Origin of the sequence: Mesorhizobium sp. WSM4976, from assembly GCF_029625685.1 — a bacterium.
Lineage (GTDB): Bacteria > Pseudomonadota > Alphaproteobacteria > Rhizobiales > Rhizobiaceae > Mesorhizobium.
Genome location: NZ_JARTVT010000001.1, coordinates 405,880 through 432,076, shown reverse-complemented (window position 1 = coordinate 432,076; position 26,197 = coordinate 405,880). Strand labels below are relative to the sequence as shown.

General features: G+C 61.5%; 27 protein-coding genes and 1 pseudogene. 19 read left to right on the top strand and 9 right to left on the bottom strand.

Translation table 11 applies throughout. The features are described 5' to 3' along the window. From P9272_RS02065 to P9272_RS02045, 5 genes are read left to right on the top strand one after another with little or no spacing between them, the layout of a single operon-like run. The gene (locus P9272_RS02065) at positions 1-1,281 is read left to right on the top strand and encodes a cytochrome c (protein WP_278158498.1); all 1,281 of its coding nucleotides are present in this window, start codon (positions 1-3) and stop codon (positions 1,279-1,281) included. Positions 1,282-1,288: 7 nt separating this feature from the next. Then, the gene (locus tag P9272_RS02060; RefSeq protein WP_278158496.1) at positions 1,289-1,462 is read left to right on the top strand and encodes a hypothetical protein; all 174 of its coding nucleotides are present in this window, start codon (positions 1,289-1,291) and stop codon (positions 1,460-1,462) included. An 18-nt stretch (positions 1,463-1,480) separates the two neighbouring features. Further along, a complete protein-coding gene (locus tag P9272_RS02055; RefSeq protein ID WP_278158494.1) occupies positions 1,481-2,038 on the top strand; it encodes a cytochrome C oxidase subunit II in 558 nt (185 codons plus the stop codon). Further along, positions 2,028-3,650 (top strand): b(o/a)3-type cytochrome-c oxidase subunit 1, encoded by a 1,623-nt coding sequence (locus tag P9272_RS02050; RefSeq protein ID WP_278158492.1) that lies wholly within the window; start codon positions 2,028-2,030, stop codon positions 3,648-3,650. Before P9272_RS02055 ends, P9272_RS02050 begins: the two co-directional genes overlap by 11 nt. Next, positions 3,650-4,465: a c-type cytochrome gene (locus P9272_RS02045; RefSeq protein WP_278158491.1), complete on the top strand. Its 816-nt coding sequence runs from the start codon at positions 3,650-3,652 to the stop codon at positions 4,463-4,465. The genes P9272_RS02050 and P9272_RS02045 overlap by 1 nt, the downstream gene beginning before the upstream one ends. A gap of 636 nt (positions 4,466-5,101) precedes the next feature. On the opposite strand, the gene P9272_RS02040 is transcribed toward P9272_RS02045, so the two are convergent. Further along, entirely contained in the window at positions 5,102-5,395 is a 294-nt protein-coding gene (locus tag P9272_RS02040; protein WP_278158489.1) for a hypothetical protein, read from the bottom strand. A 335-nt stretch (positions 5,396-5,730) separates the two neighbouring features. Here P9272_RS02040 and P9272_RS02035 point away from each other — a divergent pair, with 335 nt between their 5' ends. Next, positions 5,731-5,862 (top strand): hypothetical protein, encoded by a 132-nt coding sequence (locus P9272_RS02035; protein WP_278158487.1) that lies wholly within the window; start codon positions 5,731-5,733, stop codon positions 5,860-5,862. Between the two features lie 21 nt (positions 5,863-5,883). Here the strand turns inward: P9272_RS02035 and P9272_RS02030 are convergent, their stop codons facing one another. Next, the gene (locus P9272_RS02030) at positions 5,884-6,285 is read right to left on the bottom strand and encodes a hypothetical protein (protein ID WP_278158484.1); all 402 of its coding nucleotides are present in this window, start codon (positions 6,283-6,285) and stop codon (positions 5,884-5,886) included. An 899-nt stretch (positions 6,286-7,184) separates the two neighbouring features. On the opposite strand from P9272_RS02030, the gene P9272_RS02025 reads away from it, so the two are divergent. The 9 genes from P9272_RS02025 to ric all read left to right on the top strand — a co-directional run bounded on the left by P9272_RS02025 (position 7,185) and on the right by ric (position 18,300). Beyond that, positions 7,185-7,787 carry a pseudoazurin gene (locus P9272_RS02025; protein ID WP_347404019.1) on the top strand — a complete coding sequence of 201 codons (603 nt, stop codon included), beginning with the start codon at positions 7,185-7,187 and terminating at the stop codon, positions 7,785-7,787. Between the two features lie 674 nt (positions 7,788-8,461). Beyond that, positions 8,462-10,762 carry a NosR/NirI family protein gene (locus P9272_RS02020; protein ID WP_278158482.1) on the top strand — a complete coding sequence of 767 codons (2,301 nt, stop codon included), beginning with the start codon at positions 8,462-8,464 and terminating at the stop codon, positions 10,760-10,762. Next, positions 10,759-12,681 (top strand): TAT-dependent nitrous-oxide reductase, encoded by a 1,923-nt coding sequence (nosZ, locus tag P9272_RS02015; RefSeq protein WP_278158480.1) that lies wholly within the window; start codon positions 10,759-10,761, stop codon positions 12,679-12,681. The genes P9272_RS02020 and nosZ overlap by 4 nt, the downstream gene beginning before the upstream one ends. Then, a complete protein-coding gene (locus P9272_RS02010; RefSeq protein ID WP_278158478.1) occupies positions 12,678-13,952 on the top strand; it encodes a nitrous oxide reductase family maturation protein NosD in 1,275 nt (424 codons plus the stop codon). The genes nosZ and P9272_RS02010 overlap by 4 nt, the downstream gene beginning before the upstream one ends. Beyond that, on the top strand, positions 13,949-14,857 hold the full coding sequence (locus P9272_RS02005; protein WP_278158476.1) for an ABC transporter ATP-binding protein: 909 nt from the start codon (positions 13,949-13,951) through the stop codon (positions 14,855-14,857). The genes P9272_RS02010 and P9272_RS02005 overlap by 4 nt, the downstream gene beginning before the upstream one ends. Further along, the gene (locus P9272_RS02000; protein WP_278158474.1) at positions 14,854-15,684 is read left to right on the top strand and encodes an ABC transporter permease; all 831 of its coding nucleotides are present in this window, start codon (positions 14,854-14,856) and stop codon (positions 15,682-15,684) included. Before P9272_RS02005 ends, P9272_RS02000 begins: the two co-directional genes overlap by 4 nt. Further along, positions 15,681-16,256 (top strand): nitrous oxide reductase accessory protein NosL, encoded by a 576-nt coding sequence (locus P9272_RS01995; protein WP_278158472.1) that lies wholly within the window; start codon positions 15,681-15,683, stop codon positions 16,254-16,256. Before P9272_RS02000 ends, P9272_RS01995 begins: the two co-directional genes overlap by 4 nt. Then, complete coding sequence (locus tag P9272_RS01990; protein WP_278158470.1) at positions 16,253-17,302, top strand: FAD:protein FMN transferase; 1,050 nt, start codon at positions 16,253-16,255, stop codon at positions 17,300-17,302. Before P9272_RS01995 ends, P9272_RS01990 begins: the two co-directional genes overlap by 4 nt. Before the next feature lie 302 nt (positions 17,303-17,604). Next, the gene (gene ric, locus P9272_RS01985) at positions 17,605-18,300 is read left to right on the top strand and encodes an iron-sulfur cluster repair di-iron protein (protein WP_128259299.1); all 696 of its coding nucleotides are present in this window, start codon (positions 17,605-17,607) and stop codon (positions 18,298-18,300) included. Positions 18,301-18,439: 139 nt separating this feature from the next. Here the strand turns inward: ric and P9272_RS01980 are convergent, their stop codons facing one another. From P9272_RS01980 to P9272_RS01965, 4 genes are all read right to left on the bottom strand, one after another. After that, positions 18,440-18,742, bottom strand: a complete 303-nt coding sequence (locus tag P9272_RS01980) for a DUF6522 family protein (protein WP_278158467.1) — start codon at positions 18,740-18,742, stop codon at positions 18,440-18,442. A 35-nt stretch (positions 18,743-18,777) separates the two neighbouring features. Further along, positions 18,778-18,900 (bottom strand): hypothetical protein, encoded by a 123-nt coding sequence (locus P9272_RS01975; RefSeq protein WP_278158465.1) that lies wholly within the window; start codon positions 18,898-18,900, stop codon positions 18,778-18,780. Positions 18,901-19,208: 308 nt separating this feature from the next. Then, positions 19,209-19,547 carry a metal-sulfur cluster assembly factor gene (locus P9272_RS01970; protein ID WP_278158462.1) on the bottom strand — a complete coding sequence of 113 codons (339 nt, stop codon included), beginning with the start codon at positions 19,545-19,547 and terminating at the stop codon, positions 19,209-19,211. Between the two features lie 43 nt (positions 19,548-19,590). Continuing rightward, positions 19,591-19,842: a DUF2249 domain-containing protein gene (locus tag P9272_RS01965; protein WP_128259295.1), complete on the bottom strand. Its 252-nt coding sequence runs from the start codon at positions 19,840-19,842 to the stop codon at positions 19,591-19,593. Between the two features lie 239 nt (positions 19,843-20,081). Here P9272_RS01965 and P9272_RS01960 point away from each other — a divergent pair, with 239 nt between their 5' ends. After that, positions 20,082-20,510, top strand: coding sequence for an Rrf2 family transcriptional regulator (locus P9272_RS01960; protein WP_278158594.1), 429 nt, complete (start codon positions 20,082-20,084; stop codon positions 20,508-20,510). A gap of 236 nt (positions 20,511-20,746) precedes the next feature. Further along, positions 20,747-21,457: a Crp/Fnr family transcriptional regulator gene (locus P9272_RS01955; RefSeq protein WP_128259294.1), complete on the top strand. Its 711-nt coding sequence runs from the start codon at positions 20,747-20,749 to the stop codon at positions 21,455-21,457. Positions 21,458-21,569: 112 nt separating this feature from the next. Here the strand turns inward: P9272_RS01955 and P9272_RS01950 are convergent, their stop codons facing one another. From P9272_RS01950 to P9272_RS01940, 3 genes are all read right to left on the bottom strand, one after another. Beyond that, a complete protein-coding gene (locus tag P9272_RS01950) occupies positions 21,570-22,085 on the bottom strand; it encodes a DUF2249 domain-containing protein (RefSeq protein WP_278158458.1) in 516 nt (171 codons plus the stop codon). Between the two features lie 21 nt (positions 22,086-22,106). Then, a complete protein-coding gene (locus P9272_RS01945) occupies positions 22,107-23,459 on the bottom strand; it encodes a hypothetical protein (RefSeq protein WP_278158456.1) in 1,353 nt (450 codons plus the stop codon). 480 nt (positions 23,460-23,939) lie between these two features. Next, on the bottom strand, positions 23,940-25,103 hold the full coding sequence (locus tag P9272_RS01940; protein WP_278158454.1) for an NnrS family protein: 1,164 nt from the start codon (positions 25,101-25,103) through the stop codon (positions 23,940-23,942). A 281-nt stretch (positions 25,104-25,384) separates the two neighbouring features. Between P9272_RS01940 and P9272_RS01935 the strand changes: the two genes are divergently transcribed. Both P9272_RS01935 and P9272_RS01930 read left to right on the top strand, forming a co-directional pair. Continuing rightward, the gene (locus tag P9272_RS01935) at positions 25,385-25,783 is read left to right on the top strand and encodes a hypothetical protein (RefSeq protein ID WP_278158452.1); all 399 of its coding nucleotides are present in this window, start codon (positions 25,385-25,387) and stop codon (positions 25,781-25,783) included. A 153-nt stretch (positions 25,784-25,936) separates the two neighbouring features. Continuing rightward, positions 25,937-26,191: pseudogene (locus P9272_RS01930) on the top strand (NADPH-dependent oxidoreductase); the annotation flags it as partial. Positions 26,192-26,197: the final 6 nt, after the last annotated feature.

The window sequence follows — 26,197 nt, the reverse complement described above, 5'->3', positions numbered from 1 at the left end:
ATGCTGAAGGTCAAAGCCCTGCTCGGCATCCTCGCGCTTTCCGGTGCCGCATCGCTCACGCTGTTCGCGTTGAAGCAGACTGACGCTTGGGCGCAGCAACAAACGGCCGCCGCGCGAGACCCGGTCGTCGTCAAAGGCGAATATCTGGCGCGCGCCGGCGACTGCATCGCGTGCCACACGGCCCCCGAGGGGCGCCTGTTCGCGGGCGGACGGGCGATGCCCACGCCCTTCGGTACGCTTTACACGTCAAACATCACGCCCGACCCCGAGACCGGGATCGGGAAATGGACGGCAGAAGAATTCTATGGGATGATGCACACGGGCCGGTCGCGTGATGGTGGGTTGATTTACCCGGCGATGCCTTTCGCCTCCTACACCAAGGTGACCCGGGAAGACAGCGATGCAATCTACGCCTATCTGAAATCCGTCGAGCCGGTGAAACAGCTGAACCGGCCGCACGACCTCAGTTTCCCCTACAATAACCGGTCGCTCATTCTGGGCTGGCGGACCTTGTTTTTCTCCGAGGGCGAATATCAGCCAGACCTGAGCAAGTCCGCGGAATGGAATCGCGGCGCCTATCTCGTCGAAGGACTGGGTCACTGCGGCATGTGCCACACGCCGATCAACGCACTCGGTGGGAACTCTCAATCCGATGCCTTCAAGGGCGGCCTGATCCCGATGCAGAATTGGTATGCCCCGTCGCTCACCTCGAACAAGGAAGCTGGCCTGGGCGACTGGACCATCGAAGACATATCCGACCTGCTGCGTACCGGGGTTTCCAAGCGGGGTGCCGTCTACGGGCCGATGGCCGAGGTTACCTACAATAGTCTTCAGTATCTCAGCGACGAAGACACGCGCGCGATGGCCGTCTACCTGAAAGGCATCGCGCAGGATGCCGCTCCCGACGTTGCTCAACCTTCAGTGCCGCCAAGCGAAGGAAGCCTGCTGATGAGCCTCGGCAAGGCCGTCTACGACCAACGATGCGCGAGCTGCCACGGCACCCGGGGGGAAGGCGCTCCCCCGCACTACCCGCCGCTTGCCGGCAACCAGTCGATCCAGATGCAATCAGCTGTCAACGCGATCCGGATGGTGCTTAACGGCGGCTACCCGCCCGGCACCGCCGGCAACCCGAAGCCTTATGGCATGCCTCCCTTTGCCGGCGTTCTCACTGACAACGAAGTCGCGGCCGTGGTCACGTACATACGCACCTCGTGGAGCAATCGCGGGGCTGCGATCAGCGCCGCCGAGGCAAACCAGCTGCGCTCGGCGCCATTGAATTGAGGGCGAGATGATCAACACTGACCTGCCCCACAACTCTGAACCCGAGGACGAGGCTCTCGAACGGGTTTTGCGGTCCGGTCCCCGTGGGGCCTTCCTCCTCGCCGGCCTCACGACGGCCATCGTGCTCGCTCTCTGGGTGGCCTTCTACTTCCTTGTGTTCATCCCGCACGCCAACCCCTAAGGCTTCAAGGCTTAACCGATGAGCGAGCATCCGACCTACCATGCCGCGACCGCGATACGCGCCGAGAAGAACTGGGCGACGATCGCGGTGTTGATCATAGCCTTCCTTGCCGGCATGGCGGCATTCGCGGGCATCCATCAGGCAACGATGCCGCAAGCGCGCGTCGAGACGACAGACCCGACAACACTTCACCTGTCGGGCGAGTTCGTAGAGTCCAACCTTGGTACCGCGCTCGAGCCCGACGGTTCGGTGACGGTTCGCGCGATCGGGCAACAATATTCCTTTACGCCACAGTGCATCTTGGTCCCGACGGACACCGCGATCAACATCCGCGCGACCAGTGCGGACGTCATCCATGGGCTGCTCATTCAGGGCACGACCGTCAACACCATGCTCGTGCCAGGATATATTTCCGTGCAGAACGCGCGCTTTCACAAGCCCGGCGAGTACCTGATGCCGTGTCAGGAATATTGCAGCTTCGGCCATGAAGGGATGTGGGGCAAGGTCAAGGTCATCGACAAGGCCGAGTTCATGGCCATGGCGTCCAAGCAAGAGAGATTGAGCTGTGTTAAATAGCCGGCGCCTGATACTCGCTCACTTCTGGTTGGCATTTGCGGTATTCGGGGTCGCACTTGTGCTGGGCGCGTGGCAGATGTTCATCCGCAGCCCGCTCCATACCTGGATCAGCGACCCGGAATGGTACTACCGATCCCTGACGGCTCACGGAACCGTCATGGGCTACGTCTTCCCGACGCTCGTCGCCATGGGTTTTGGCTACGCGATTTCTGAAAGCTCCCTCAAGCAGCCCCTCGTTGGCGCGCGATGGGCCTGGGCAGGCTTCTGGCTGATCCTAGTGGGTGCGGTAACGGCCATGGTCCCAGTTTCGCTGGGCCGCGCCTCCGTCCTCTACACCTTCTATCCGCCGCTGATAGGGAACGCATTCTATTACATAGGAGTCGTTCTGGTGGTGGTGGGCTCCTGGATCTGGGTGGCGCTGATGTCCATCAACCTGAGGGTATGGAAGCGCGACAACCCCGACAAGCCGGTGCCGCTGCCGATGTTCGCAAATGTCGCCGGAGCATATCTCTGGGCCTGGACGGCCGTGGGAGCCGCGCTGGAATTACTGTTCCAGATCTTGCCGGTTGCGCTCGGATTGAAGTCCACCATCGACGCCGGCTTGGCCCGCGTCTTCTTCTCGTGGACGCTGCATGCCATCGTCTATTTCTGGCTGATGCCGACCTACATCGCCTACTACACCATCGTGCCCCGGGCGATCGGCGGCAAGCTCTACAGCGACACGATGGGCAGGATAGCCTTCGTTCTGTTCCTGGTGGTTGCGATGCCAATTGGCATCCACCATGCCTTCGCTGATCCGCAGGTCGGCGCCGGCTTCAAGTTCATCCATTCGGCGTTCACGGCATTGGTGGCCTTGCCGACGCTGCTAACGGTGTTCACGATCTGCGCATCGGTGGAGATCGCCGGCCGCCTGCGCGGCGGCAAAGGACCCCTCGGGTGGATTGCCGCATTACCCTGGGACAACCCCATCATGCTGGCGACCGCCTTCTCCTTCGTGCTGCTGGGTTTCGGCGGTGCCGGAGGCCTGATCAATATGAGCTACCAGCTCGACACCACCATCCACAACACGCAGTGGATCACCGGCCATTTCCATCTCATCTTCGGGGGCGCGATTGTCATCATGTATTTCGCCATCGCCTATGACCTGTGGCCTCATCTGACGGGACGGGCGTTCGACAGCTTTCGCCTGATGCGCCTTCAGCTATGGCTGTGGTTTGTGGGCATGATCATCACGACTTTCCCGTGGCACTACGTCGGGATACTCGGCATGCCCCGGCGCATGGCCTATTTCGACTACGCAGACCCCGCGCTCGCGCCGGAAGCGATTTCGGTCACCATGTCGGTATTTGGCGGTCTGATCCTGCTAATCTCCGGCGCTCTCTTCATTCTGATCCTCATCCGAGGCCAGCGATCCCCTGCGATCGAGGCCGGCGAGTATCGTTTCAGCATGGCCGTCCACCCGCCAGTCTCGGTACCCGTTGCTTTGAACAGCTATGGACTGTGGCTGGCTCTGATGATCGGGCTCACTGTGACCAACTACGGTTTCCCGATCGCGCAGCTTGCGCTGCGGCAGGGCACCTCCGTTCCGGCCGTCTACATCGGAGCGCATTGATGCCGAACGAACGCCTCTTCTCCACTCGAAATCCCTGGTTCAGCCTGAGCGTCGGCCTCACGGCGGCGCTCGTGGTTCTGACTGCGCTCCTAGGATTTGTTCTGCTTCCCTATGCGCAGTCGCACTCGAACATAGCCGGCCTGTGGGACGCGATATGCAGCGCCGCGGGCATCCCCAAGCTGGCGTCCAGCGCAAGCTCCGTCCAGCCGACGTTCAAGACCTCCGATGCCGTCGTGACCTCGGCAATGCTGGCCAATCCTTCAAGCGAATCCATCGGGCGAGGAGCGACGCTGGCCCAGCAGTGCGCGATCTGCCATGGCCCGACAGGGGTCAGCCGGGCGGACTCCCCAAACCTTGCCGGGCAATACCCGGCTGTCATCTACAAGCAGCTCAAGGATTTCAAATCCGGTGCACGCACCAACGCCGTGATGAGCCCGTTCGCGGCGCATCTCACCGACCAGGACATGGTCGACCTCGCGGCGTATTACCACTATCTCCCCCGGCTGCCGGCGTATCATCCCGCGCAGAGGCGGCCAGCGCCCCGCATTGTCGTCAACGGCGCTCCGATGCGTGGCATCGCCCCTTGCGGCTCCTGTCACGGCAGCCTGGACAACAAGGTGGGAAGCCCTTGGCTTGAAGGGCAGTCGGCCGCTTACATGAAGGCGCAGCTGCTTGCATTTGCGAACGGTGCTCGTCGCAACGACATCAGCCAGCAGATGCGAAACATCGCTCGGGCTATGACGGCCGACGAAATAGAGGAAGCTGCCAGCTATTATGCATCGCAGCCGCCCGATCAGTATCAGCCCACGCCGTGAGAGCAGTGAGGAAGCCTGCTGAAAACGCCGAGATGCGTCCCGCAGCAGCGAATGACCATAGCCCATGACCGAGAGCCTTGCGCCGACCACTCGTGGAAGCCACAGCGTTCAGGTGATGGACACTGCAATGTTGACAGGAAAGCAGTCCTCCCGGGGGCGCGTTTGCACGAAAATTGCCTTGGCGCACGAACGCGGCGTTTACGACCAGTCCAGGAGGCCTCTCATCGACGACTCTGTATTCGAAATTTCAGCAAGAACCTTGTTGCGAAGGCCTCTTTTGGTTCTACATCGATGTCCTTGCTCAATCGATGCCCCGTGTGGATCATCAGCGCGGAAGCGCACCCGAGCACCCGGGTTGCCCTTTCGCGTGGAGCCGATCGATGCCTGCTACCGCTCTATCGAGGAGAAGGCGCCGCGGGCCAAGTGTCCGCTTTAGGGTGGAGTGAAATTTGACCGCAACGTCCGACAGGGGGCGCTAAGCGGACGCGCCTCTACGCACGCCGTTTTACGCCGCATTTGGTACGAAAGGACGCCGCCTTATGGCGAGAACCGCTGAAGGCCAAGTGGAGAAACCTGCATCCGCCGGCAATGCCGAGGAGCGCCGTTCCCGCCATGGCGCTCGGCATGGCTCGCCCCTTATCCTGCTCTTCCGAGATCGTTTGCACGTTCAAGGTCAGGAGACGGCGGACGCGGCTCCCAGACTCCGAGCTTGCGCAGGATACGCACCTCATCGCGGATGAGCGACGTCAGCGCGCGTATGACCGTCGTGGTCGGCCGCTGGCTGGACATCGCCAGAAGCAGTTCCCGCTCGATCGGCGGATTGCGGATGCGCCAGTTGCGCGCATGAAGCGACGATGGTTGTCGGATCGATGTGACGGTAGCGGGCAAGGTCATCGAGCACCGACCGGATATGACGCGAGGGGAATTCATCTGAATCCTCCAATGAACAAGAGGCAATTTGCCATGTTGAGAAAGGGGCTGCGACTGTCCGCTGAAGCGGTCGCAGAATGGTGGCACCGTGCAGGTCCTTGCCGATCGCTTTGGCGCCACGTGGCTCAGCACAGCCGCACGGCACTGTGCTTGATCCTGATGCCGAGATCCCTGCCGAGGACAATCACAAGATCCTCATCGACGCGGAGACTTCGCCGGTTAGCTCGGTCTCTGCCCGCTGCTGATGGGCGCGCGGGTCTTCCGCTTTGTCTGACACGCCGGAACCAATCGGAGCCGTCGGCGGTTCCTCTCCTCGCACACCGGAGAATGAGTGAATGTTTAGATTTCTGATCACCCTCGGCGCGGTCTATGCCGCCTTCAAGCTCAGCAGGGACGTCGGACGCGGTGAGGCTAGGAATTTGCTCAGCGGCCCGGTGGACTACGAGCGCCGGCCATTAGCAAGGTGAATGGGTGCCTCAGCCGTGGATTCAGGGTTGGAGCAAAGCGCCGCCATATTGCGCCCACAGATGTTCGCAGTCCCATATCCGCAGGCTAGGCTTACCTGATTCGCCGTAAAGGACTATTGCACGGCGGACATCGTACCCAAGCACCGACGCGTTGGCGACGAACTGGATGGCGTGTCCTAAGCTGAGCGCGCCGATCCGGGTTTCTGTTTTGCTGGTGAGATCGATCACGCCAAAGATTTCCGCGTCTGCGCCCCTTCCGGCCAGGACAGCCGTCGAGATTGCATCGTTCAAGGCAAGGAGCATTTGCGGCGTTCCCCGTAGCGCGGTCGTAACTCCTATGCGCCGAGTTTGTTCCGTGCCTTGAAATAAAATTGTGAGCGCCCGCTGGTATTGCTGGGTGCGGGCGGCTTTGTCGAACGACAACCGGTATCGAGATGCCGGGTGAACCGGACGAGCCCGAAATCGAGAGGCTTGGGGCCAACGGCGTCGAATCGAAAGAAACAATTGCCAGCCCTTAAGGATAGACGGCAGCAAACCTCTACGATCACTCGCGCCCTATAAGATAAGTGGCACGAGACTGACGGGTCCCATTCTGGAACCGAACTTATCCACAGAAATAATTTGTTGGTAGTTTCGTTGGTGACTGTCGCTACTGATCTATCTCCAAACACTTGAAAATAAAGAAGGATTAACTTTGCTTTGGAGTCTGCCTCTGACCATCACCTTCTTAAGGTGTTGACGCAGCTGAAAAATATCAAAATTATATTCTTATACCCGAGCGCTACACACGGTCGTTGCTGTGAGCCGCCCTGTCACATCGTAAGACTGACGTTTACTGGTTCCGGAAGCGCCTGCCAGCCGGCATCACCGCGTTGACGGGCCGCAATGAAGTCAACAAGACACTCGGAACGAAAGACCTGAAGAGGCCAAGCGAAAATATGCGGAGGTGCTCGAGGAATTCGAAGCCGATTGGTCCGAATTCGGCCTGGTGCCGCTCATGGCAAGCTGAGTGGGCAACCCACTGAAAACGTCGCGTCGTCACATGCCATCACCGACCGCGAGGCGCATTCCCCAGCCCAGATAATCCATGACGATTGGCTCGCAAAGTTCCACGAAAATCCCAGTGAGCAGTTGCCTGGCATCCGGACTTCTATGGGGCATGCGGACGGAGTATCCCCTGCCTTCAACTTGATCCCGTTCCGGGAGCAGAAGGGATCTGCGACCCGATCCCGGGAACGATGCCGGTCGAGAACATCTTTTGGAAGTCGATGAGGGGCTGGATGCATCAGCAGGGCCAAAGACATTCTTCCTGACAATTCGGAGTGGCTGCGTTCCAGGCACTTCTTGCCACCGAACAATTGCGGTGGGTCCTCACTTCCAGCCGTGAGTTTGAGCTAGCGCAAAGTCCGGTGCCCTGCTTCGTCTATTACACGACCCGGATCGTTTCAGCGGTTCATCCAAACAACCAAGGACACGGAAAAATGCGTTCGATAAGGCTTATGCTGTCGGTAGCGGCGGCCACTATGATTGCGGCAGGAGCTGCTCATGCCGCGGAGATTGAAGTCAACACGATGAACATGGGCAAGCAGGGGATGTTTCAGCTTGAGCCATCCTTCGTCAAAGTCGCTCCCGGCGATACCGTCCATTTCGTCGCCAAGGACAAGGGGCACGACGTTGAAACCATTCCCGGCATGCTGCCGGAAGGTGCGCAGCCGTTCAAGGGCGAGATGAACAAGGATATTTCGGTCACCTTCACCAAGCCGGGCGTTTATGGTGTCAAATGCAACCCGCACTATGGCATGGGCATGGTGGCGCTTGTTGTGGTCGGCGACCCGAGCAGCAACCTAGAGGCGGCCAAGTCGGTCAAGCAGCCCGGCAAGGCAAAGAAAGTCTTCGACGAACTGTTCAAACAGGTCGTTCAATAATCTGGGTTTGAGTCCTTTTTAGAGGTGCGCTCATCAGCCGCTAACCAACTCTTTGCAAGGCACATATGGTGCTGCCGTTGAGCGGCGAGCACCTGTTCCTGTCCCCGAGAAACAACGAGGGTTTGCATCTCTTTTTCTCGGGGCGACCCCGTTCCCGCTACTCGCATTCCTGACACCGGGAAAATCCTCTGGGAAGCCGCGGGAATGTAGCTTCCACAAGCACGTCCGCAGGTGTCTCCGGTGGGCCTCCTCGGTCTTTTTCCGATGCGCGATCCCCAAGGCGATCCCAAGATCGGCGAAAGTACTTGAGGCACTCCGACCAAGAGCAATTCCAGGAAAAGTGCGAGCGGTTCTCCGTCCCGGGAATTGCGTAAAAACAAAGGGATAGAGCGGTTCGCCGTTTCCGTGACACGGTGAAACGCTTTAGGGGTTGGATCGCGATCTTTGCCCATCGACTACCCCCAGTGTGTGCTGAAGTTTCGGCGATCTGTCGGACAGCCAACTCGCTCCATCGCGATGCCGACCGCTCGTGAGCTCGTGAGGCTCTGAGTGGACCGACCAGATTAACATGCCAACAAAATGCATCTTATTGCGCTGGATCAAAGATCGGCCCCTGTCGGCCGTCTAAAGGTCGCGCGCTTGGTCACGGTTGGCTGAGCAGCAAGCAGATGGCGATGATGAAATCAAGGGTCGGGTTTGAAGTGAGATTGATGGCGCGATGCCTAGTGGCGGCCTTGATCCTCATTGTCGCCGTTCTTGGGCTGTCGAGTGAAGCAATTGCGGACGGCCGCCTCGGCGAGTTCCTCGGCCGGATCAAGGCCTCGGACATTGACGCCGCGGCCGACAGATTTGGCGAAGTCGGGGGCAATCCGCCCGCGGTGAAGCTGCTCAAAGATGGCCAGCTCGTCGGCTACGCCTTCCTGACGAACGACGTCGTCGATTCGACCGGCTATTCCGGCAAACCCATCAACATCGTTGTCGGCATCGATCTCGACGGCAAGATTACCGGTGCAAAGCTTGTCGAGCATCACGAGCCGATCGTCCTGGTCGGCATCCCTCAAGCCAAAATCGAGCATTATATTGACGGCTTCGTCGGCCGGCGCGTCCTCGATCCGAGCGAGGAGAGCCGCATGCCGGTCGACATCGTCAGCGGCGCGACGGTCACCATGATGGTTATTGCCGACAGCATGACGCAGTCGGCGGTCAAGATCGCGCGGTCGCGCAACCTCGGTGCGGGTGTTGCCGATGTCGCTTCCCAACCGGCCCGCCGCACCGTCGATCAGACCATAAGCGGCGTCGAAAGCTGGCAGGCCCTGCTCGGCGACGGATCGGTCCGCAGGCTTGCGATCACCAACAAGGATCTCGACGACCTGTTTCAGCGGACGGGCAACGCCGCGGCGATCGCGCGTCCTCAGACGGGCGACCCGAACGCCTCCTTCGTCAATATCTACGTTGCCCTGGCGAGCGTGCCCACGATCGGCCGATCACTGCTCGGCGATGCTGAGTATGACCGCCTTCGCCGGGATCTGAAGCCAGGCCAGCAGGCCATCCTCGTCGCAGGCGACGGGCCCTATTCCTTTCGCGGCTCCGGTTATGTGCGCGGCGGCATTTTCGATCGCATCGAGGTGATCCAGAGCGAGAGCAGCATACGCTTCCGCGATCGCAACTACAGGCGTATCGGGGCAGTTTCTGCCGCCGGCGCGCCGGACTTTCCCGAGATCGGCGTTTTCGTCACGCCTGACGGCTCCGACCTCGGTCCCGGTGCGCCATGGCGGTTCCAGCTTCTCGTGCAGCGGGCGACCGGTGCATTGGACAAGGCATTCGTTACGACGGGGCTCGACTACTCGACCCCGGAAAAGTTTCTAACAGCACCACCAGCGGCTGCGCCGCTGGTGACGAGCCCGGCGTTGTCGGCTGCCGCTCAAACGGCGGCAACAGGAGAACCCGAACCGCCGCTGTGGCAGCGCATGTGGCAGGCGCGGAAGCTCGACATCGCCGTCATGCTCGCGGCCATCGGCGTGCTCACCGCCATCTTCTTCTTCCAGGATTTCCTGGTGAAGTGGCCTCGCGCCTTCGAACGCATCCGGCTTGGCTACCTCGCGTTCACGCTCGTCTGGCTTGGCTGGTACGAGCACGCCCAGCTGTCGGTCGTGAACATTCTCACATTCTTCAACTCGCTGCGCGGCGACTTCCGCTGGGAGTATTTCCTGCGCGACCCGCTCGTCTTCATCCTGTGGTCGGCCATAGCCGCCGCGCTGCTGTTCTGGGGGCGCGGCGCCTACTGCGGCTGGCTCTGCCCGTTTGGCGCGCTACAGGAGTGGACGAACCGGGTGGCCCGGTGGCTACATGTCCCGCAGGTGCGTGTCCCGTTCTGGCTGCATCAGCGCCTGTGGCCCTTCAAATACATCATTTTCCTAGCGCTTTTCGGCCTGTCCTTCGGATCGCTCGGACTTGCCGAAGAGATGGCCGAGGTGGAGCCGTTCAAGACCGCGATCATCCTACATTTCGCGCGCGAATGGTGGTTCGTGCTGTTCGCTGTCGGCTGCCTTGCGCCCGGCCTCTTCATCGAGCGCTTCTACTGCCGCTACGTGTGTCCGCTCGGAGGCGCGCTGGCGGTCCCGGCCCGGCTGAGGATGTTCGATTGGCTGAAACGGTACAAGGAATGCGGCTCGCCCTGCCAGCGTTGCGCCAATGATTGTCCTGTCCAGGCGATCCATCCCGAGGGGACCATCAATCCAAACGAATGCATCCAGTGCCTCAACTGCCAGGTGCTCTACCACGACGACCAACGCTGCCCGGTGGTGATCCAGAAGCGCATCAAGCGTGAGAAATTCCTGGCTCTGCAGTCGCCGTCGATGCTGCCGGAACCCAAGCGAAAGCCAAGGGTCCTGGTGACCGTCAACGGTCGCGAACAATCCGTGGAACGGAAGCCTGCGGCCAGCCAGGCCGCGTCAACTGAAGGAGAGAACCAATGAAAGACGATGACAGGCCGGAGGAGACTGGAGTAAGCCGCCGCAAGCTCCTGACCGGAAGCGGCAAAGCCGCCATATTGGCCGGCCTCGCCAGCGCGGCCGGCGGCGGTGCCGTCGGCGTAGCCGGGTTCACCAGACCCGCCCATGCCAAGGAGGCGACCAGCGAGATCCGCCCAGGCGACCTCGACGAGTATTACGGCTTCAGTTCAAGCGGCCAGTGCGGCGAGGTCCGCGTCATCGGCTTGCCATCGATGCGCGAACTGATGCGAATTCCGGTGTTCAACCGCTGCAGCGCCACAGGTTGGGGCCTCACCAACGAGAGCCGGAAGATCCTGACGGAAGGCTTGATGCCGACCACGCAGGAGTTCCTCGCCAAGCGTGGTGGCGTATACCTCAACGGCGACCTGCATCATCCGCACATGTCTTTCACCGACGGCACCTATGACGGACGCTATCTGTTCGTCAACGATAAGGCCAATTGCCGCGTCGGGCGCATCCGCTGCGACGTGATGAAGTGCGACAAGGTCATCGAGATCCCGAATGCGTCGGACATCCACGGATTGCGCGTCCAGAAATATCCGCGGACCGGTTACGTGTTCGCCAACAGCGAGCACATCATCCCGATCCCCAACGACGGCAAGATCCTCGACGATCCCAAACAGTACTGGTCGGTCTTCACGGCCATCGACGGCGATACGATGAAGATCGCATGGCAGGTGCTGGTCGACGGCAATCTGGACAACACCGATGCCGACTACCAGGGCAAGTACGCGTTCTCGACCTGCTACAACTCCGAGCGGGGCGTGACCCTTGCTGACATGACGTCAGCGGACCGCGACTGGATGGTGATCTTCAACCTCAAGCGCATCGAAGATGCCGTCAAGAAGGGCGACTACAAGGAGATCAACGGCGTTCCGGTGGTCGACGGGCGGCACGGGTCGCGCTACACGCGCTACGTCCCGGCAGGCAACAATCCGCACGGCTGCAACACAGCACCCGATGGCATCCACGTTGCGATCGCCGGCAAGCTCTCGCCGACCGTCACGCTCCTGGACGTGCGCCGCTTCGACGACCTGTTCGACGACAAGATCAAGCCACGCGACGTCGTCGTCGCAGAGCCTGAGCTGGGGCTCGGCCCGCTCCACACCGCATTCGACGGAAAGGGCAATGCCTACACCACGCTGTTCCTCGACAGCCAGATCGTCAAATGGAACATCGACAAGGCGATCCAAGCTTACGGCGGCGCCAAGGTTGACCCGATCATCCAGAAACTCGACGTTCATTATCAACCCGGCCACAACCACACTTCCATGGGCGAGACCAAGGAGGCGGACGGCAAGTGGCTGATGTCGCTCAACAAGTTCTCCAAGGACCGTTTCCTGCCGGTGGGGCCGCTGCATCCCGAGAACGATCAGCTGATCGACATCTCGGGCGACGAGATGCGCCTGGTCCATGACGGTCCGAGCTTCGCCGAGCCGCACGATATCTGCCTGGTCCATCGTTCCAAGGTCCGGCCGGAGATCGTTTGGAAGCGCGACGATCCGATGTGGGAGGAAGCGCGACAGCAGGCGGCGAAGGACGGCGTAAAGCTAGAGGAAGCCGCCGATGTCATCCGCGATGGCAACAAGGTGCGTGTCTACATGCATTCCGTGGCACCTGCCTACAGCCTCGACAAATTCACGGTGAAGCAGGGTGACGAGGTCACCATCGTCGTGACCAACATGGACGATGTCGAGGACCTGACCCATGGCTTCACCATGGTGCGCCACGGGGTCGCCATGGAGATCGGGCCGCAGCAGACCGCGTCCGTGACTTTCGTAGCCGACCGCCCCGGCGTCCACTGGTACTATTGCCAGTGGTTCTGCCACGCCCTGCACATGGAAATGGCCGGGCGCATGATCGTGGAGCCTCAGCCGGCATGATCTGGCAACAGCATAAGCGGAGCGCAGTCGCGGCGGCAATCGTCGCCGCCTGCGTCTTCCTTCTTCCAGGGGCGGGGCGGGCGGAGACCCTCGCCGTCCCTGCGGCGGGTGACGGCCTTCGTCAAGCGATCGCCGCGTCGCAACCCGGCGATACGCTGAAACTCGCCGCCGGCGTGCACAAGGGGCCGATCCGGATAGACCACGCTCTCACCATCGAGGCCAAGGCCGGCGCCGTGCTCGACGGCCAAGGCCGGGGGCGCACCATCGAGGTGATCGCCCCGAACGTGGTCGTGCGTGGCCTCACGATCCGCAATTCGGGCATCGACGATCCAATGGACGCGGCGGTGTTCCTCGAAGACGGCGCCACGGGCGCGATCGTCGAGGACAGCCGGATCGAGAACAGCCTGGTCGGCGTCTATGTTCACGGCGCCGCCAACGCCATCGTGCGGAACAACCGCATCGTGGGGCGGACCGACCTCAGGTCCAACGAGCTCGGCAATGGCGTTTATGTCTGGAACGCGCCGGGGGCGCAGGTGATCGGCAATTACATCACCGGCGGACGCGACGGCATCTTCACCAATGCCAGCCGCAACAACGTCTTCCGTGGCAACCGCATCGAGAATGTCCGTTTCGCTGTCCACTACATGTACACAAACGACAGCGAGGTAAGCGGCAACGTCTCGCGCAACAATCATGACGGCTACGTCATCATGTATTCGAGCCGTCTGGTCGTTCACAGCAATCTGTCCGAGGACGACGGGGACCACGGGCTTCTGCTCAACTACGCCAACGACGCCGAAATCGAAGGCAACGTCGTGCGGCGGAGCAACCAGTGCGTCTTCATCTACAACGCCAACAAGAACCTATTCGCCCACAACTGGTTCGAGGACTGCGCCGTCGGCATCCATTTCACCGCAGGTTCGGAGCGCAACCGGATGACCGGCAACTCCTTCGTCCACAATCGCTCGCAGGTCGTTTACGTGGGCACCCGGTCGCTCGACTGGTCCGCGGACGGACGCGGCAATTACTGGAGCGACAATCCGGCTTTCGACCTGAACGGGGACGGCATAGCCGACACCGCCTACCGTCCGAACGACATCTTCGACAAGGTCGTGTGGACTTATCCGACGGCCAAGCTTCTCATCAACAGCCCGGCCGTGCAGGTCATCCGCTGGGCGCAAGCGGAATTCCCCGCGCTCCATCCGGGCGGCGTCATCGACAGCGCGCCGCTGATGGCGCCTACCCCGCCCACGCTGGAGGCGAAGCCATGACCATATCTCAGACAATCTTGATGGAAGGCGTGTCGAAACGATACGGGGATAGTTACGTCGTGCGCGACGTGGATATCTCGATCGCGCCGGGCGAGTGCGTCGCCATCGTCGGTCACAACGGAGCCGGCAAGAGCACGTTGGTCAAGATGGCGCTCGGCCTCATCACGCCGACGGCCGGCCGCATCGCGCTGCTCGGCGAGAATCCGGCGGGGCGCCACGCCATGGCATTCCGGAGCAGGATCGGCTTCCTGCCCGAGAACGTCGCCTTCTCCGCCGCCATGACGGGCCGCGAAGTGCTGCGCTTCTACGCGCGCCTCAAGCAGGTGCCGCTCGGCGGCGCCGACCGGCTCCTGGAACGCGTCGGGCTTGCCGCGGCGGCGCGCCGCCGCGTCGGCACCTATTCGAAGGGCATGCGCCAGCGCCTCGGATTGGCGCAGGCGCTGCTGGGCGAGCCGCGCGTCCTCTTCCTCGACGAGCCGACAACCGGCCTCGACATCGAGTCTCGCCAGATGTTCTACGACGTCATGGCGGAGTTGCGCGACGCCGGCGCGACGCTGCTGCTCTCCTCGCACGCGCTCAGCGACATCGAGCAGGCCGACCGCATAGCCATCATGAAGGCCGGCCGCATGCTCGCATGCGGCGCGCTACCCGAACTCCGTCGCCTGGCGGACCTGCCGCTTCGCATACGCGTGCATGTCGTCGACGGGAATGCGGCGCGGGAATTCACCGCCCGGCGCAGCGTGCAATGGCTGGACGATCTGCGCTTCGAGATGACCTGCGCCGACGACGGCAAGGTCGAGGCGATCCGCAGCGTCTCGCTGCTGCAAGGCGTCCGTGACATCGAAGTGATGCCGCCGACATTGGTCGACCTCTGTGACGAGCTTACACGGGAGGCCGCGGAATGAACGCCATAGCAACGATTGCCGGCCGCGAGATACGCGACGGCCTGCGAAACCGCTGGGCCATTGGCGCGGTCCTGCTGATGGCCGGCCTGGCGCTGACGCTTGCGTTTCTCGGCAGCGCTCCCACCGGCGTGGTCGGCGCGAGCCCGTTCGAAGTCACGGTCGTCAGCCTGTCGAGCCTGACGATTTTCCTGGTCCCGCTGATCGCGCTCCTTCTTTCCCACGACGCAATCGTCGGAGAGCGTGATCGCGGCACGCTGCTTCTTCTTCTATCCTATCCGCTCTCGCGCTGGCACGTCCTCTTCGGCAAATTCCTTGGGCACCTCTCGATCCTGACGGTGGCAACGGTGCTCGGCTACGGTGCCGCCGGGGTAGCTCTCTCCTTTACGGCCGGCGAGTTCGATGCCGACAGCCTCGGCAGCTTCGCACGCCTGGTCGGTTCGTCGGTCCTCCTCGGCGCGGTGTTCGTCGCGCTCGGATATTTGATCAGCGCAACCGTGCGCGAGCGCGCGACCGCGGCGGGCCTTGCCATCGGCATCTGGCTGGTTCTGGTTCTTCTCTACGACATGGCGCTGCTCGGGCTTGTGGTTGCGGATCAGGGCAGGACAATAAGCGCCGCTGCGTTCAACTGGCTGCTCCTGCTCGATCCCGCCGACATCTTCCGCCTCCTAAACCTCGCCGGGTTGTCGAGGACAAGTCTGTTCGCCGGAATGGCCGGCCTTGCCGAGCAGATGCAGTTCGGCCGCGCGGTGCTGCTCACCGCGTTGGCGGCCTGGGTGGCGGTTCCGCTCGCGCTGGCCGCCTTCGTCTTTTCAAGGAAAGAGCCATGATGCGCATAAAGGTTGTCGGCGCGCTAGTCGCCGCTGTCCTCCTGCTCGCCGGCTGCAACCAGGACTTGGCCGGCCTGCCCAAGCCGCCGCCGCAGGAGCCGACCGCTACATCCGTCGCTTACTTCTGTTCTATGGGCTTGCTCGAGCACGGCGGCCCGAAGGCTCAGGCCTTTCGGGTCGGCAAATCCGAGCCGCTCTGGTTCTCGTCCGTTCGCGATGCGGTCGCCTTCTCGATACTCCCGGGAGAGCCGAAGGACGTCGTCGCCATCTATGTCAACGACATGGCGAAGGCCAAGAACTGGGATCGCCCCGAGGCAGGAGCCTGGGTCGAGGCTCACGACGCCTGGTATGCAATCGAAAGCGACTACAACGCTGGTATGGGCGGCAAGGAAGTCGTGCCCTTCTCCGATGAAAAAGCCGCCCAATCGTTCACGGCGACGCACGGCGGAACGGTCGTGCGCTTCGACGACATCCCTGAGAACTACGTCCTGGAAAGCGATCTGAGCAGCGACCACGTCGCCGATTTCTCGGTCGCCTACTTGATGCAGCGCAAGACGGCGGTGATCCAATGACGATCCTTAGCGATGGAATCAATCCCGACGGCGTGTTGGCAGGCCGGCTAACACGACGCCGCTTCATTCGCATCAGCGGCGCCGTGGCAGGCGTGAGCCTTGCGGCGCTTGGGGCAGGTTCTGCGTGGCCGGGCCGGGCGTCGCCGTTGTTCCACGAATGGCATGGCGTCGCGCTCGGCGCCGATGCCTCGTTGCAGCTGTACCATCAAGATGCCGCGGAAGCCGAGTGCCTGATCGCAGATGCGCTCGACGAGGTGCACCGGCTGGAGCGCGTCTTTAGTCTCTATGACAGCACATCCGCGCTTTGCCAGTTGAACAGAGACGCCCACCTCGTTGATCCGCCGCAGGAACTGGTCGAGCTTTTGGCCATGAGCGCGCGGTACTCTCGCGCTACCGGCGGAGCCTTTGACCCGACCGTGCAGCCGCTCTGGGATCTCTACGCGAAGCATTTTGGCGTGGAGAATGCCAATCCGAACGGTCCGTCGCCGGCCGACATCGCAGACGCAGTGCGCAGATGCGGCTACCAGCGCATGACCGTCGACGCCGGCAAAGTGGTATTCGAGCGGTCGGGCATGGGCCTTACCCTGAACGGCATCGCGCAAGGCTACATTACCGATCGCGTCGCCGAGCTTCTGCGTGCCCGTGGAGTCACTCATACTCTGGTGGATATGGGAGAGACGCGCGCGCTCGACGCTCATCCGACGGGCCGGCCTTGGTCGGTTGGAATAAGGAATCCGCGCACGGATGATCGCTCCATTGCGACGATCGCTCTCGACAACCAAGCCATTTCCACGTCCGGCGGCTACGAGACTCGATTCGATGCATCAGGACGGTTCAATCACATCTTCGATCCCGCCACAGGTTCGTGCGCCAATCGCTATCTCAGCGTCTCGGTCGTCGCGCCAACCGCTGCTTGCGCCGACGCGCTCTCGACAGGCCTATCCATCTTGCCCCTAGAGCGTGCCTCGTCGATTCTCGCCGACGCCGGAGCGACGCGGGCTTATTTCGTGCTTCCTGACGGTCGCGTCGTCGACCGGAGCAGCTAGGTCGGGCGGAGCATCGGGTTGTGGTATCGTTCCATTTTGTTCGAGCGACTTCCACTGCGGAGCCATAATCGTCGCTGAACAAACAACCATGCCCGCGGGGCGTGTCAGATATTGGATACATGTCCCGCTCAACGCCGAGCTAAGGTTTGGATCTCATTGCTCCAGCGCAAAGAAACGGTCCCAGACATCCGCCATCTGTGACCCAGCCGCCGACAAGGGTGGCTAGTCTTGGGACTGCACCAAAGCGGATGAACCCACTTTGAGTCTTTGGTCTCATTCGGCGAGCAAGTAAGGAGAACTCGATGAACGACCAATTTCCAGGCCCAGAACTCTGGGAGCGTACCGTCGGCGACATAGCTGCCACGCTGCCCGGCGCTACCGCAGTCTTCAGGAAGTTCAAGATCGATTTCTGTTGCGGCGGCGATCTAACCCTCGACAGCGCAGCTCACAGGAGAGGGGTCGATCCAGCGGAGCTCGAGAGCGCGTTGGTGGCCTTGGGCACCCGCGATGGCGCTGGCACGGCGGCAGCCGCAATGAGCAACGAGGTTCTGATCGACCATATTCAGGCCTGCTACCACGAGGGTCACCGGCATGCCTTACCTGAACTGATGGCGCTATCGCGAAAGGTAGAGGCCGTGCATCGGGAGCATCCAAAGGTGCCGGCTGGGCTTTCCGAGGCGTTGCGGCTGCTCCGCAGCGAGTTGGAGCCGCATATGGCCAAGGAAGAGGCTATCTTGTTTCCGGCAATGCTGCAGTGGACCGAGGGCAAGTATGATATTCCCATTTCGGAACTGCGGCACGAGCACGACGACCAAGGCACTACGCTTCGGCTGCTTGAAACCCTAACGGATAACTTCACCCTGCCCGAAGGGGCGTGCCGGTCATGGCAAGCGCTCTATGTGGGCGTTGCGCAACTCGCCGAGGATTTGGTCGAGCACATCCACTTAGAGAACAATGTCCTTTTCCCGCGCTTCGCCGTGGCGGAAAGCCGGCCCTGACGGCAGGTTGAGACCGGAACGCCAGCCGGCGGCATTGCGAGACCTTCGGCCTTTGCATATCGCGCAAGTGTGGGGCGGTTTCGAAAAGCGAGATGTGAGCCGTGGCAGAAAGTGGCGGTGGAACTGCCGTTGCCCAAAGCTAGGTGCCGGCGCGGTGCAGCTGCCGCGGCAAGCCGTGTTCCCCGAAGTTGATCGTCGAACGACTTACGATCAGTCCAGCAGAGTCGACGACGAGGCGGGCACGGCGATTGCCGTGGAAGAAGGTCAAACGATGTCGGCCCTCGTCGGCGCCCGTCCCGCGCTCACAAAAAGATGTAATTGTCCGGTTCCTCAACAGCGACGGAATTGCCGCCGGCTCAAGACCGAGCAGCGTCCCAAGCAGTTCGGCATCGACGAATATTTCGCCCGCGCTCATCTCGATTTTGTGGCAGCGATCCGACAATTCCGGGCTCCTGAAAGGTTCGCAGCTCATGAAAGTCAGACCAGCCAGGCAACCAGGAGCATCCCGACCACGATGAGCACAAGGCCGCCGACAAGCATGGGCAGCAGGGAGCTCTCGTGCCGGGCATCCGCCTTGGTCTCCTGATCGAAGCCGTTCATGTCAGAAATACTCCTGTGCTGGTTCTCGATGCGGGCTCTCAGAGAACGCGACCGAACTTCACGCTCCACCTCAAGGCGCTTGCCTGCTCAGACGATGCAGCAGCGCGTTGAGTTTTCTCCACTGGGCGGGGTTCGAGGCGCGTAGCGCGGCACAAGCCTTTCCAGCCTGTCGGCAAGCCGCGTCAGCATGCCCGGCCTTCGCCAAGGCTTCGAGACTCGTGACCAGGATATCTGTCAGGACAGACACCGTATGATCGCCGCTGAAAGTTGCGATACCAGCTTCCGCCTCGATCCGGTCCGCGCCCATGTCACCACTCACCGCCGTCGGAAATGCCAAGATGCTCCTTGGCGCCCGCGGTCATCCTCTGTGGCGACCAGGCCGGCTCGTAGGTTAGGGTGACGTCGACGAACTCGACGCCTGGTACACTCCAAGCCGCGTCGCGAGCTCCCTCCGTCAGGTAATTGGTGGCTGGGCAGCCGCGTGTCGTCGTGCTCATCACTATGTTGACGACACCGCCGTCGTTGACCAGGACGGCGTAGACGAGCCCGAGATCGACGATGTTGTAGCCGAGCTCCGGATCGATCACGAGTCGAAGCGCTTCCTTGACCTTCTCGTCGTCCAGCTGCAATTCCGCTCCAACACTCATGTCCACACCTTCCGCCGCCTCGCTGCAGCGCGCAGCGCTCGGCTCACGCTGCCTTCGACAGGCGGCCGATCTCGACGCGCCAGACCTCCGGCCCCCTTTCGAGATAGGCCCAGGAGAACTGCTGGGGATGTTCCGCCTCAAGCTGGTAATAGAGCGGCTTGGGATCGTGGTCGTTGATGAGAACGAACTTCCCGCCAGGGGCTAGCTCATCGACAAGCTCGAAGATCTTCTGGTGCCGCTGCATAGGCACGAGGCTGCGGACATCTATTTCGTTTGGGACGGCGGTATGCGGCATCGGTTCATCCTTCGATTGCGTTGACGAGCGGGCAACCCATTCGCGCGCCGCCAGCGGCGGCGATGCGTACGTCGGGCTTCGCTACCCTTTACGATAGTCGGCGTTAAAACATATATTGTCAATATATGTTTTATCACTCAACTGCGCAACCTTGCAAAACATATAGCAGTCGCGCACCTTTCTTGGAGGAGCGACTGGACGAGCGACATTTCGCTAGTGGCCAGCAAAGGGATTTTTGGATGAGACTGACGGATTTTTCCGACTACTCGCTTCGCGTGCTCTTATACGCGGCGGCCAGGGACGGTCAGTTGATCACCATCGAGGAAACCTCCAAGGTCTATGGGATCTCGCGGGCGCACCTGATGAAGGTGGCCAACCAATTGACCCGTGCCGGTTTTTTGAAGGCGGTTCGAGGCCGTTCCGGCGGCTTGACGCTTGCCAAGGCTCCGGCACAGATCCGATTGGGCGACGTGCTGCGGGCCACGGAGCCCGATTTTGCTCTGGTCGAATGTTTCAGGAGCGACAACCATTGCCTGATCACTCCTCGTTGCCGCCTGCGCGGAGCGCTCAAGGAGGCGCTCGCAGCCTTCGCTGGGACGCTCGACCGCTACACCTTGGCCGATCTTCTGCTCCGCCCCGAAGACTTCGGAGTTCAGCCGTCAGCCTAACGTCCATCTCCTGCCGCTTCAGCTGGTCGTCGGCCAAGCCTATGATTGACCGCCGCAATGATATTGAGGTCAGTTGCACCAAGGACTGACAGCAGCAACCGATCGGGCGTCGGAGGTGTCCTGCGAGGAAAACGCCGCGCTATAAGGAGCTTGCGGCAGCGGCGCAGACACTACATGGTGGATCGAAAGAGAATGCCCATACAGAGGCGAGATGTCGGATAGCGGAGAAACACAACATGAGTCATCTCGACCGCTCGTTAATTGCCGACTTGCCGCCGTTCCAAGGGCTAAATCCCGGGGAACTCGACCACATGATCGGTCAGGCGCGGGCGCTGCGCATCGCAAAGGAACAGCCGGTCTTCGAGCAGGAGTTGGAGGCGCACTCCTTCTTCCTGTTGCTGGACGGCCATGTACGCGTGGTCAAGACCACTCCGGACGGCGACGAGGTGATCGTGCGCTATATCAGCCCTGGAGAATTGATGGGCATTGCCAACGCGCTTGGGATCATCACCTATCCGGCCAGCGCGATCGCCGTCACCGACTGCGTGGTGTTGGCGTGGCCTAGCAGCCTCTGGTCGGAATTCGCTTCATCCTATCCCAGTTTCAGCGCCAACGCATACAAGACCATCGGCAGCCGCCTGCAGGATGCCCATGCACGCGTGATCGAGATGTCGACTGAGCAGGTCGACCGACGAGTGGCTCATGCCCTGCTCAAGCTGGTGAAGCAGACGGGCAGGAAGACTGAGGAAGGCTTTTTGATAGACTTTCCCCTTTCCCGCCAGGACATCGCTGAGATGACGGGCACGAGGCTGCACACGGTCAGCCGCCTTCTGTCGGCTTGGGAAGACGACGGGCTGGTGAGAAGCGGACGCCAGAAAGTGACCGTCGTTGAACCGCACCGCCTGCTCATGCTTGCAGAAGGCCGCATTCCAAAAACTGTCGGCTGAACATGGCGAGTTGAGCGCAGCCGCCAACCCGCCGAGCAATCCGCCGGGGTGGACGCCCCCCTTCGTCGACAAGGTCCATCGGTATCAGGCGCCGGACACGCCGCTTGTTGGCTCAGCCTCGTCGGATCAGAATGCGATAGTGTCCTTCCGGGTCGAAGGCTCCGCGCCATAAGTGGCCGCGCGCCTCCAACTCTTCGAAGAGGAAGAGGGGTTCGCGCGGCAACAGGGCTGCCAGCGTCTGACCCGACGTGAGCGCCTCGACACCTTCGAGCGTCCGCACCATCGGCTCAGGCGGTTCAAGACCGCGATTGTCTAGCTCAACCGCTGGCTCAGGCCAGGTATTGGGGTCGACGGTCTGGACCGGTGCCGAAACTGCTGCGCCGGAATTCTGCTCCCCGGCAGTCGGCCTGAAGGTCACCTCCCAGTCACCGTTGCCGATCTCGCGCGCCTTGGGTTCGAACCCGCGCTGGGCCAAGACATGAAAAAGCGGGAGCGGCTTGAACGGTGCAAGCAGGCGCAGGCCTTGGCCGGGAGCGAGCGCAGCTACCGCCTCCATGATAGCGCCGAAGGGCTCGCCGCCTTTTGCGATGATCGGACGGACATCAAGTTCGTAGTCTGGCTGGGTCATTGCAGCCTCCTCTTGCGTTGTTCAATGCGTTCTTGGCAGGAAAAGGCGCGGCGGCACGGCTCCCTCCGGCGAACGCTGGGCGTAGGGCACGTTCTTGAGGCTTCGCGCCAGAACGAGTTCGCTCACGATAGCCAGCGATGCGAGCAGCGTCCCGCCCGTGGCGATGCGGAACAGGCTGGGCTGTTCGGCAAGCAGGGCGGCGGCGCCGACCGTCACGCTAAGGAAGTAGACCGCAAACCACACCCGATCACGCGGTTCTGCGACAAGATCCTGCACGCGCGGTGTCGGCTTCTTGCCCATCACGGGGCCATAGCATTCTAACCAGGTCAGGAACGGCACTATCTTGTAAAGTTGCGATAGCCCCAGGCCGCTAAGCCAGCCGAACGCGACCAGATAAAGCAGCGCTTCGGCGTGCTTCTCTAGCGTCCCGCTTGCCAGCAAGGTGAGCAGCATGGCAGCGGACAGGGCAAGCGCCAGAAAGGCTCCCTTAGCCGCGTGGCTATTGAGTTCGACGGCCCGACGTTTTCGGTGGCGGTAGAAGAAGGCAAGATCGGCACCGTAGAAGATTAGCGATACGCCGCCGAGCTGAACGGCGAGTATGCGTGCCGAGACGGTCACATCGGGAGTTCCGAACAGGCTCGCAAGAGGTGCTGCCAAAGCCATGAGCAGCAACGCAATCGCGCCCGCCCACCAGACGATCTTGCTGCTCCGCCGCTCCTTGTGCGGCGACAGCATGAACATCGGCAAAAGCCGATAGGAGACTCCAATAGCGGAAAAGCTCAGCCAGCCACCGAGCCCAACCGCGATATGGACAGGAAGTGCCTGCGTTCGAAAGTCGAGTTCAGCCAGTGCTGGAAGGCGGCCAGAGAGCTGCAGCGCGAACAGCGCGCCGAGGACGGCGGTAGCGAGCACGCTCAGCAACCCCACCGTGACGAACCGCGCTGGAAACGGTAGACGAGCGCCCCAGAGCGTCCCGCCAAGCACGCCCGCCGCAATTGCAAAGCCGACCGGTAGCAACACGCCAGCCCAGGCCAGCAGCGGAACCCCAGTCTCGATCGCGCCCGAAACCTCCAGGAAGCCGCCGAGTAGGCATACAAGGCCGGCCAAGAGGCACAATAGGGCGGGCAATACAAAGCCTTCGCCGCGCAATGGCCGGGCGATCAGCACAGGCAGGAACTGGAACAGCGCCCCGCACATCAGCAGACTAAGCCACCCGATAGTAATCATGTGCACGACCACCAACGTCTCGGGCGCTTCCGCCGCCGCCGAGGGGAAGCCATAGCCGACGACCATCAACACCTGCGCGCCGACAAAAAAGAACAGCGCCGCGGCAAAGTAAGACATCGTCCAGCGTGATAGCGCGGAGTGCATCATTGCTCTCTCCGCGAAGCACTGCCAATGCTGAATGTCCGAGCTGAATTCCTTCGAAGCACCTCTGTCGGCCGGTATTTCTGCGAGTCAGTGTGCCAAGTGGTAACGGAGTAAAGCATGGATGTGACTGCTCTGAATGATCCGATATGTGACTTTATGAGCCATCCTGACCTTTCGATCTTTGTCTAAGCGCAAGCTAGTTGACTGAGGCTGGGGCTAAGCCGAATAGGACCAAAACCTAGCTACGATGAGCGGGTGGACTGGTGATAGGCCGCCTCGGGCAGCACTGCCAGAGATATTCTACCCGCTTCGGGTCGCGCTTTGGCCTACCCGTCGCCAAGAGGCCCCGCAAGATCAATGGCTGCCTTGCTCAATCGAGACCAAGGCGAATGAGCAGTTCCCTCAGCGACATTCCTAATCGCCGCGATGATTGTCTTAGCAACAAATCTGGGGCAACTTGCCGCCGGATTTGCTCCCGCGGCGCTATTTCACGGCCACTTGAGACAGAGCCCTCCCATAAGCCAACAGAAACAGCCCAAACGCGACAATCCACAAAGCGCCGGAAAGGCTTGCCAGCAGGCCGAAATTGGCAGGCAGCGCCTCTATCAGCAGGCGCGAGAGGCAACAGCTCGTCATCGCCGCGAGCGCACAGGTCGCAGGCATCGAGGGCCTGAAGGCGAGCCGGCCATGCTTGCGGATCATGCTCGCCATGATGGCCAGCGCCATGGTTCCGACGGCGCCGATGGTCCATGCATGAACAGCGGTCGCCTGCCCCAGCATTGCCGGCGCGAAGATATGGATCGCTAGCAAACCAAAACCCACGACGATCCAGCCATATCCGATGTGAAGGCCAAGCACCGTCGACGAGGACAGGCTGCGCCAGCCTTTCCATTGCGCGACCCTGGCCGCCTGGCTGAAAGCGGCGAGAGCACAGGCAAAGCCGGTGAGTTGCGCCTCAGGCGCAACAACCCATGAACAAAGCGCGGAACCGGTCGCCAGCGCCGCCGCGTACTCTCTGGGAGTGGAGCGGCTGAGGACAATTCGACCGCCGGCGCTCTCGACATAGGCCACGGTCAAGGCCGGCACGACCCGCCCTCCGATGATGGCGACCAGCGAGATGATCGAAACGAGCGCCAGCCTCAGTGCAAGTTCCACCTGGTACGATGCCGCAACGAGTCCGTTGCTGGCACAAAAAACGGCCAGGAGAAGCACTATCTTGATATCGCGGCGATCCCGACTGGCGATCACTGCTCGGGCCGCGATCGACAACAGGGCAAGTATCCAGACGGACGAGAACGTAAGCCCAAGCGACGGTGACACCACCAAGAACCCCGCGCGGCTGCAGGCCCACGAGAGAACGAGCAGATGTGTGGTGCGCGGCGACACTGCGCGATGTCCCGTCCAGCGGGGCAGCGCGGTCAGCAGGAACCCGGTCAACACCGCCGGAACCATCCCGAACAGAAGCATGTCGCGGTGCCAGTCGCCGGCGGAGAGTCCTGCCGGGCCGAAGGCTTGCAGTCCGAACGCCGACGGCAACCAGCCGCTGCCGCCGAGGACGGCATCGACAACAGCCACGAGAAAGAACGGTCGAAACGGCAAGTGGACCGGCTTCGTCTCGAAGGCCTTGAAGTTGTCGTCGGCGCCCATGCGACCGTCCTCCGGAATAGCGATGTATCTCCTCCGGCATGGCCGCCATTGGACGGACTGGCAGGAAGGACAAGCATGGCGCAATAAGTGCGACCATCGATTTGGTGTTTGCTCCAGCGCAAACATCCCTCGAAAGCATCGGCTATCTTGAAGATTGTGAGGTAGCCCAGCGATCTGGCTCCGGCATGGGAGTGTTTCGCGCCTCTCGGCCAGGCTGCCCAAGGCTCAGGTCAACTGCGCAGCGACTCCAGGCAGGCTGACCGCGACGGGGGTAGAAGAATATGAAGCACGGCCTTCCTGAAAACAGCGCTGCGGAAATGGCGATCACCGTTGCCCGGCTGGCAGGGCTGATCGAGGAGGCGGGGTTGGATAGCCGGTGCCGCTCCAAGCTCGACGAGACGTTGTCCCGCTTCGCCAGTTTGGAGATAGTGCCGGCGGCACGCGGACATCTCACCAACGCTCGCCATCAACGCGCGCATATCGAGGCGATTCTATTGTTCTTGCAGGATCTCGACGAGATAGGAGAGGCCGAATGGGACAGCAGTGTCTGCCAGGACTTCGCCCTTCTCTTCGACGACATCGCGACGATGGCAAGGGACGGCGCGCTTTCGATGCGGCAGCTCGGTCAATTTGCCGCCCTCTCCGCGGTCGTGCGGCACCTCGAGCCGGCCGATCATTGAGCCGGTTCTCTTTTCCCGATTTCGATCAGCCATTCCGGCGGAATTTCAAGGCAGACCCCGGCCAAAGATGACTCGATCTGACGCTTCAATCGGCGGGATCGAAGTCCAGGTTCACCGAGAAGACTGACCTTCGACCCAAGGACTTCCAGTCCGATCGTCGGAAACGAGGATGGCGCACATCACTGCCATGCCGAGTGCCTACAGGCGCTCAACGATGTCGGATTCACCGTTCCCGCCAATGGCGCCGTGTACTGGGTTGGAGAAGCGATGGACCACGTCAACTTCGTCGATCTTCCCTGGACACCGGAGAAGGTCGTCAGCATGATCAAGATGGCGGCTTCCAATGCCGCCCATCTGGCCGGGCTCTTCAAGACCAAAACCTATGCCGGTGTCCCTGCCGGCGATTAATGTCTC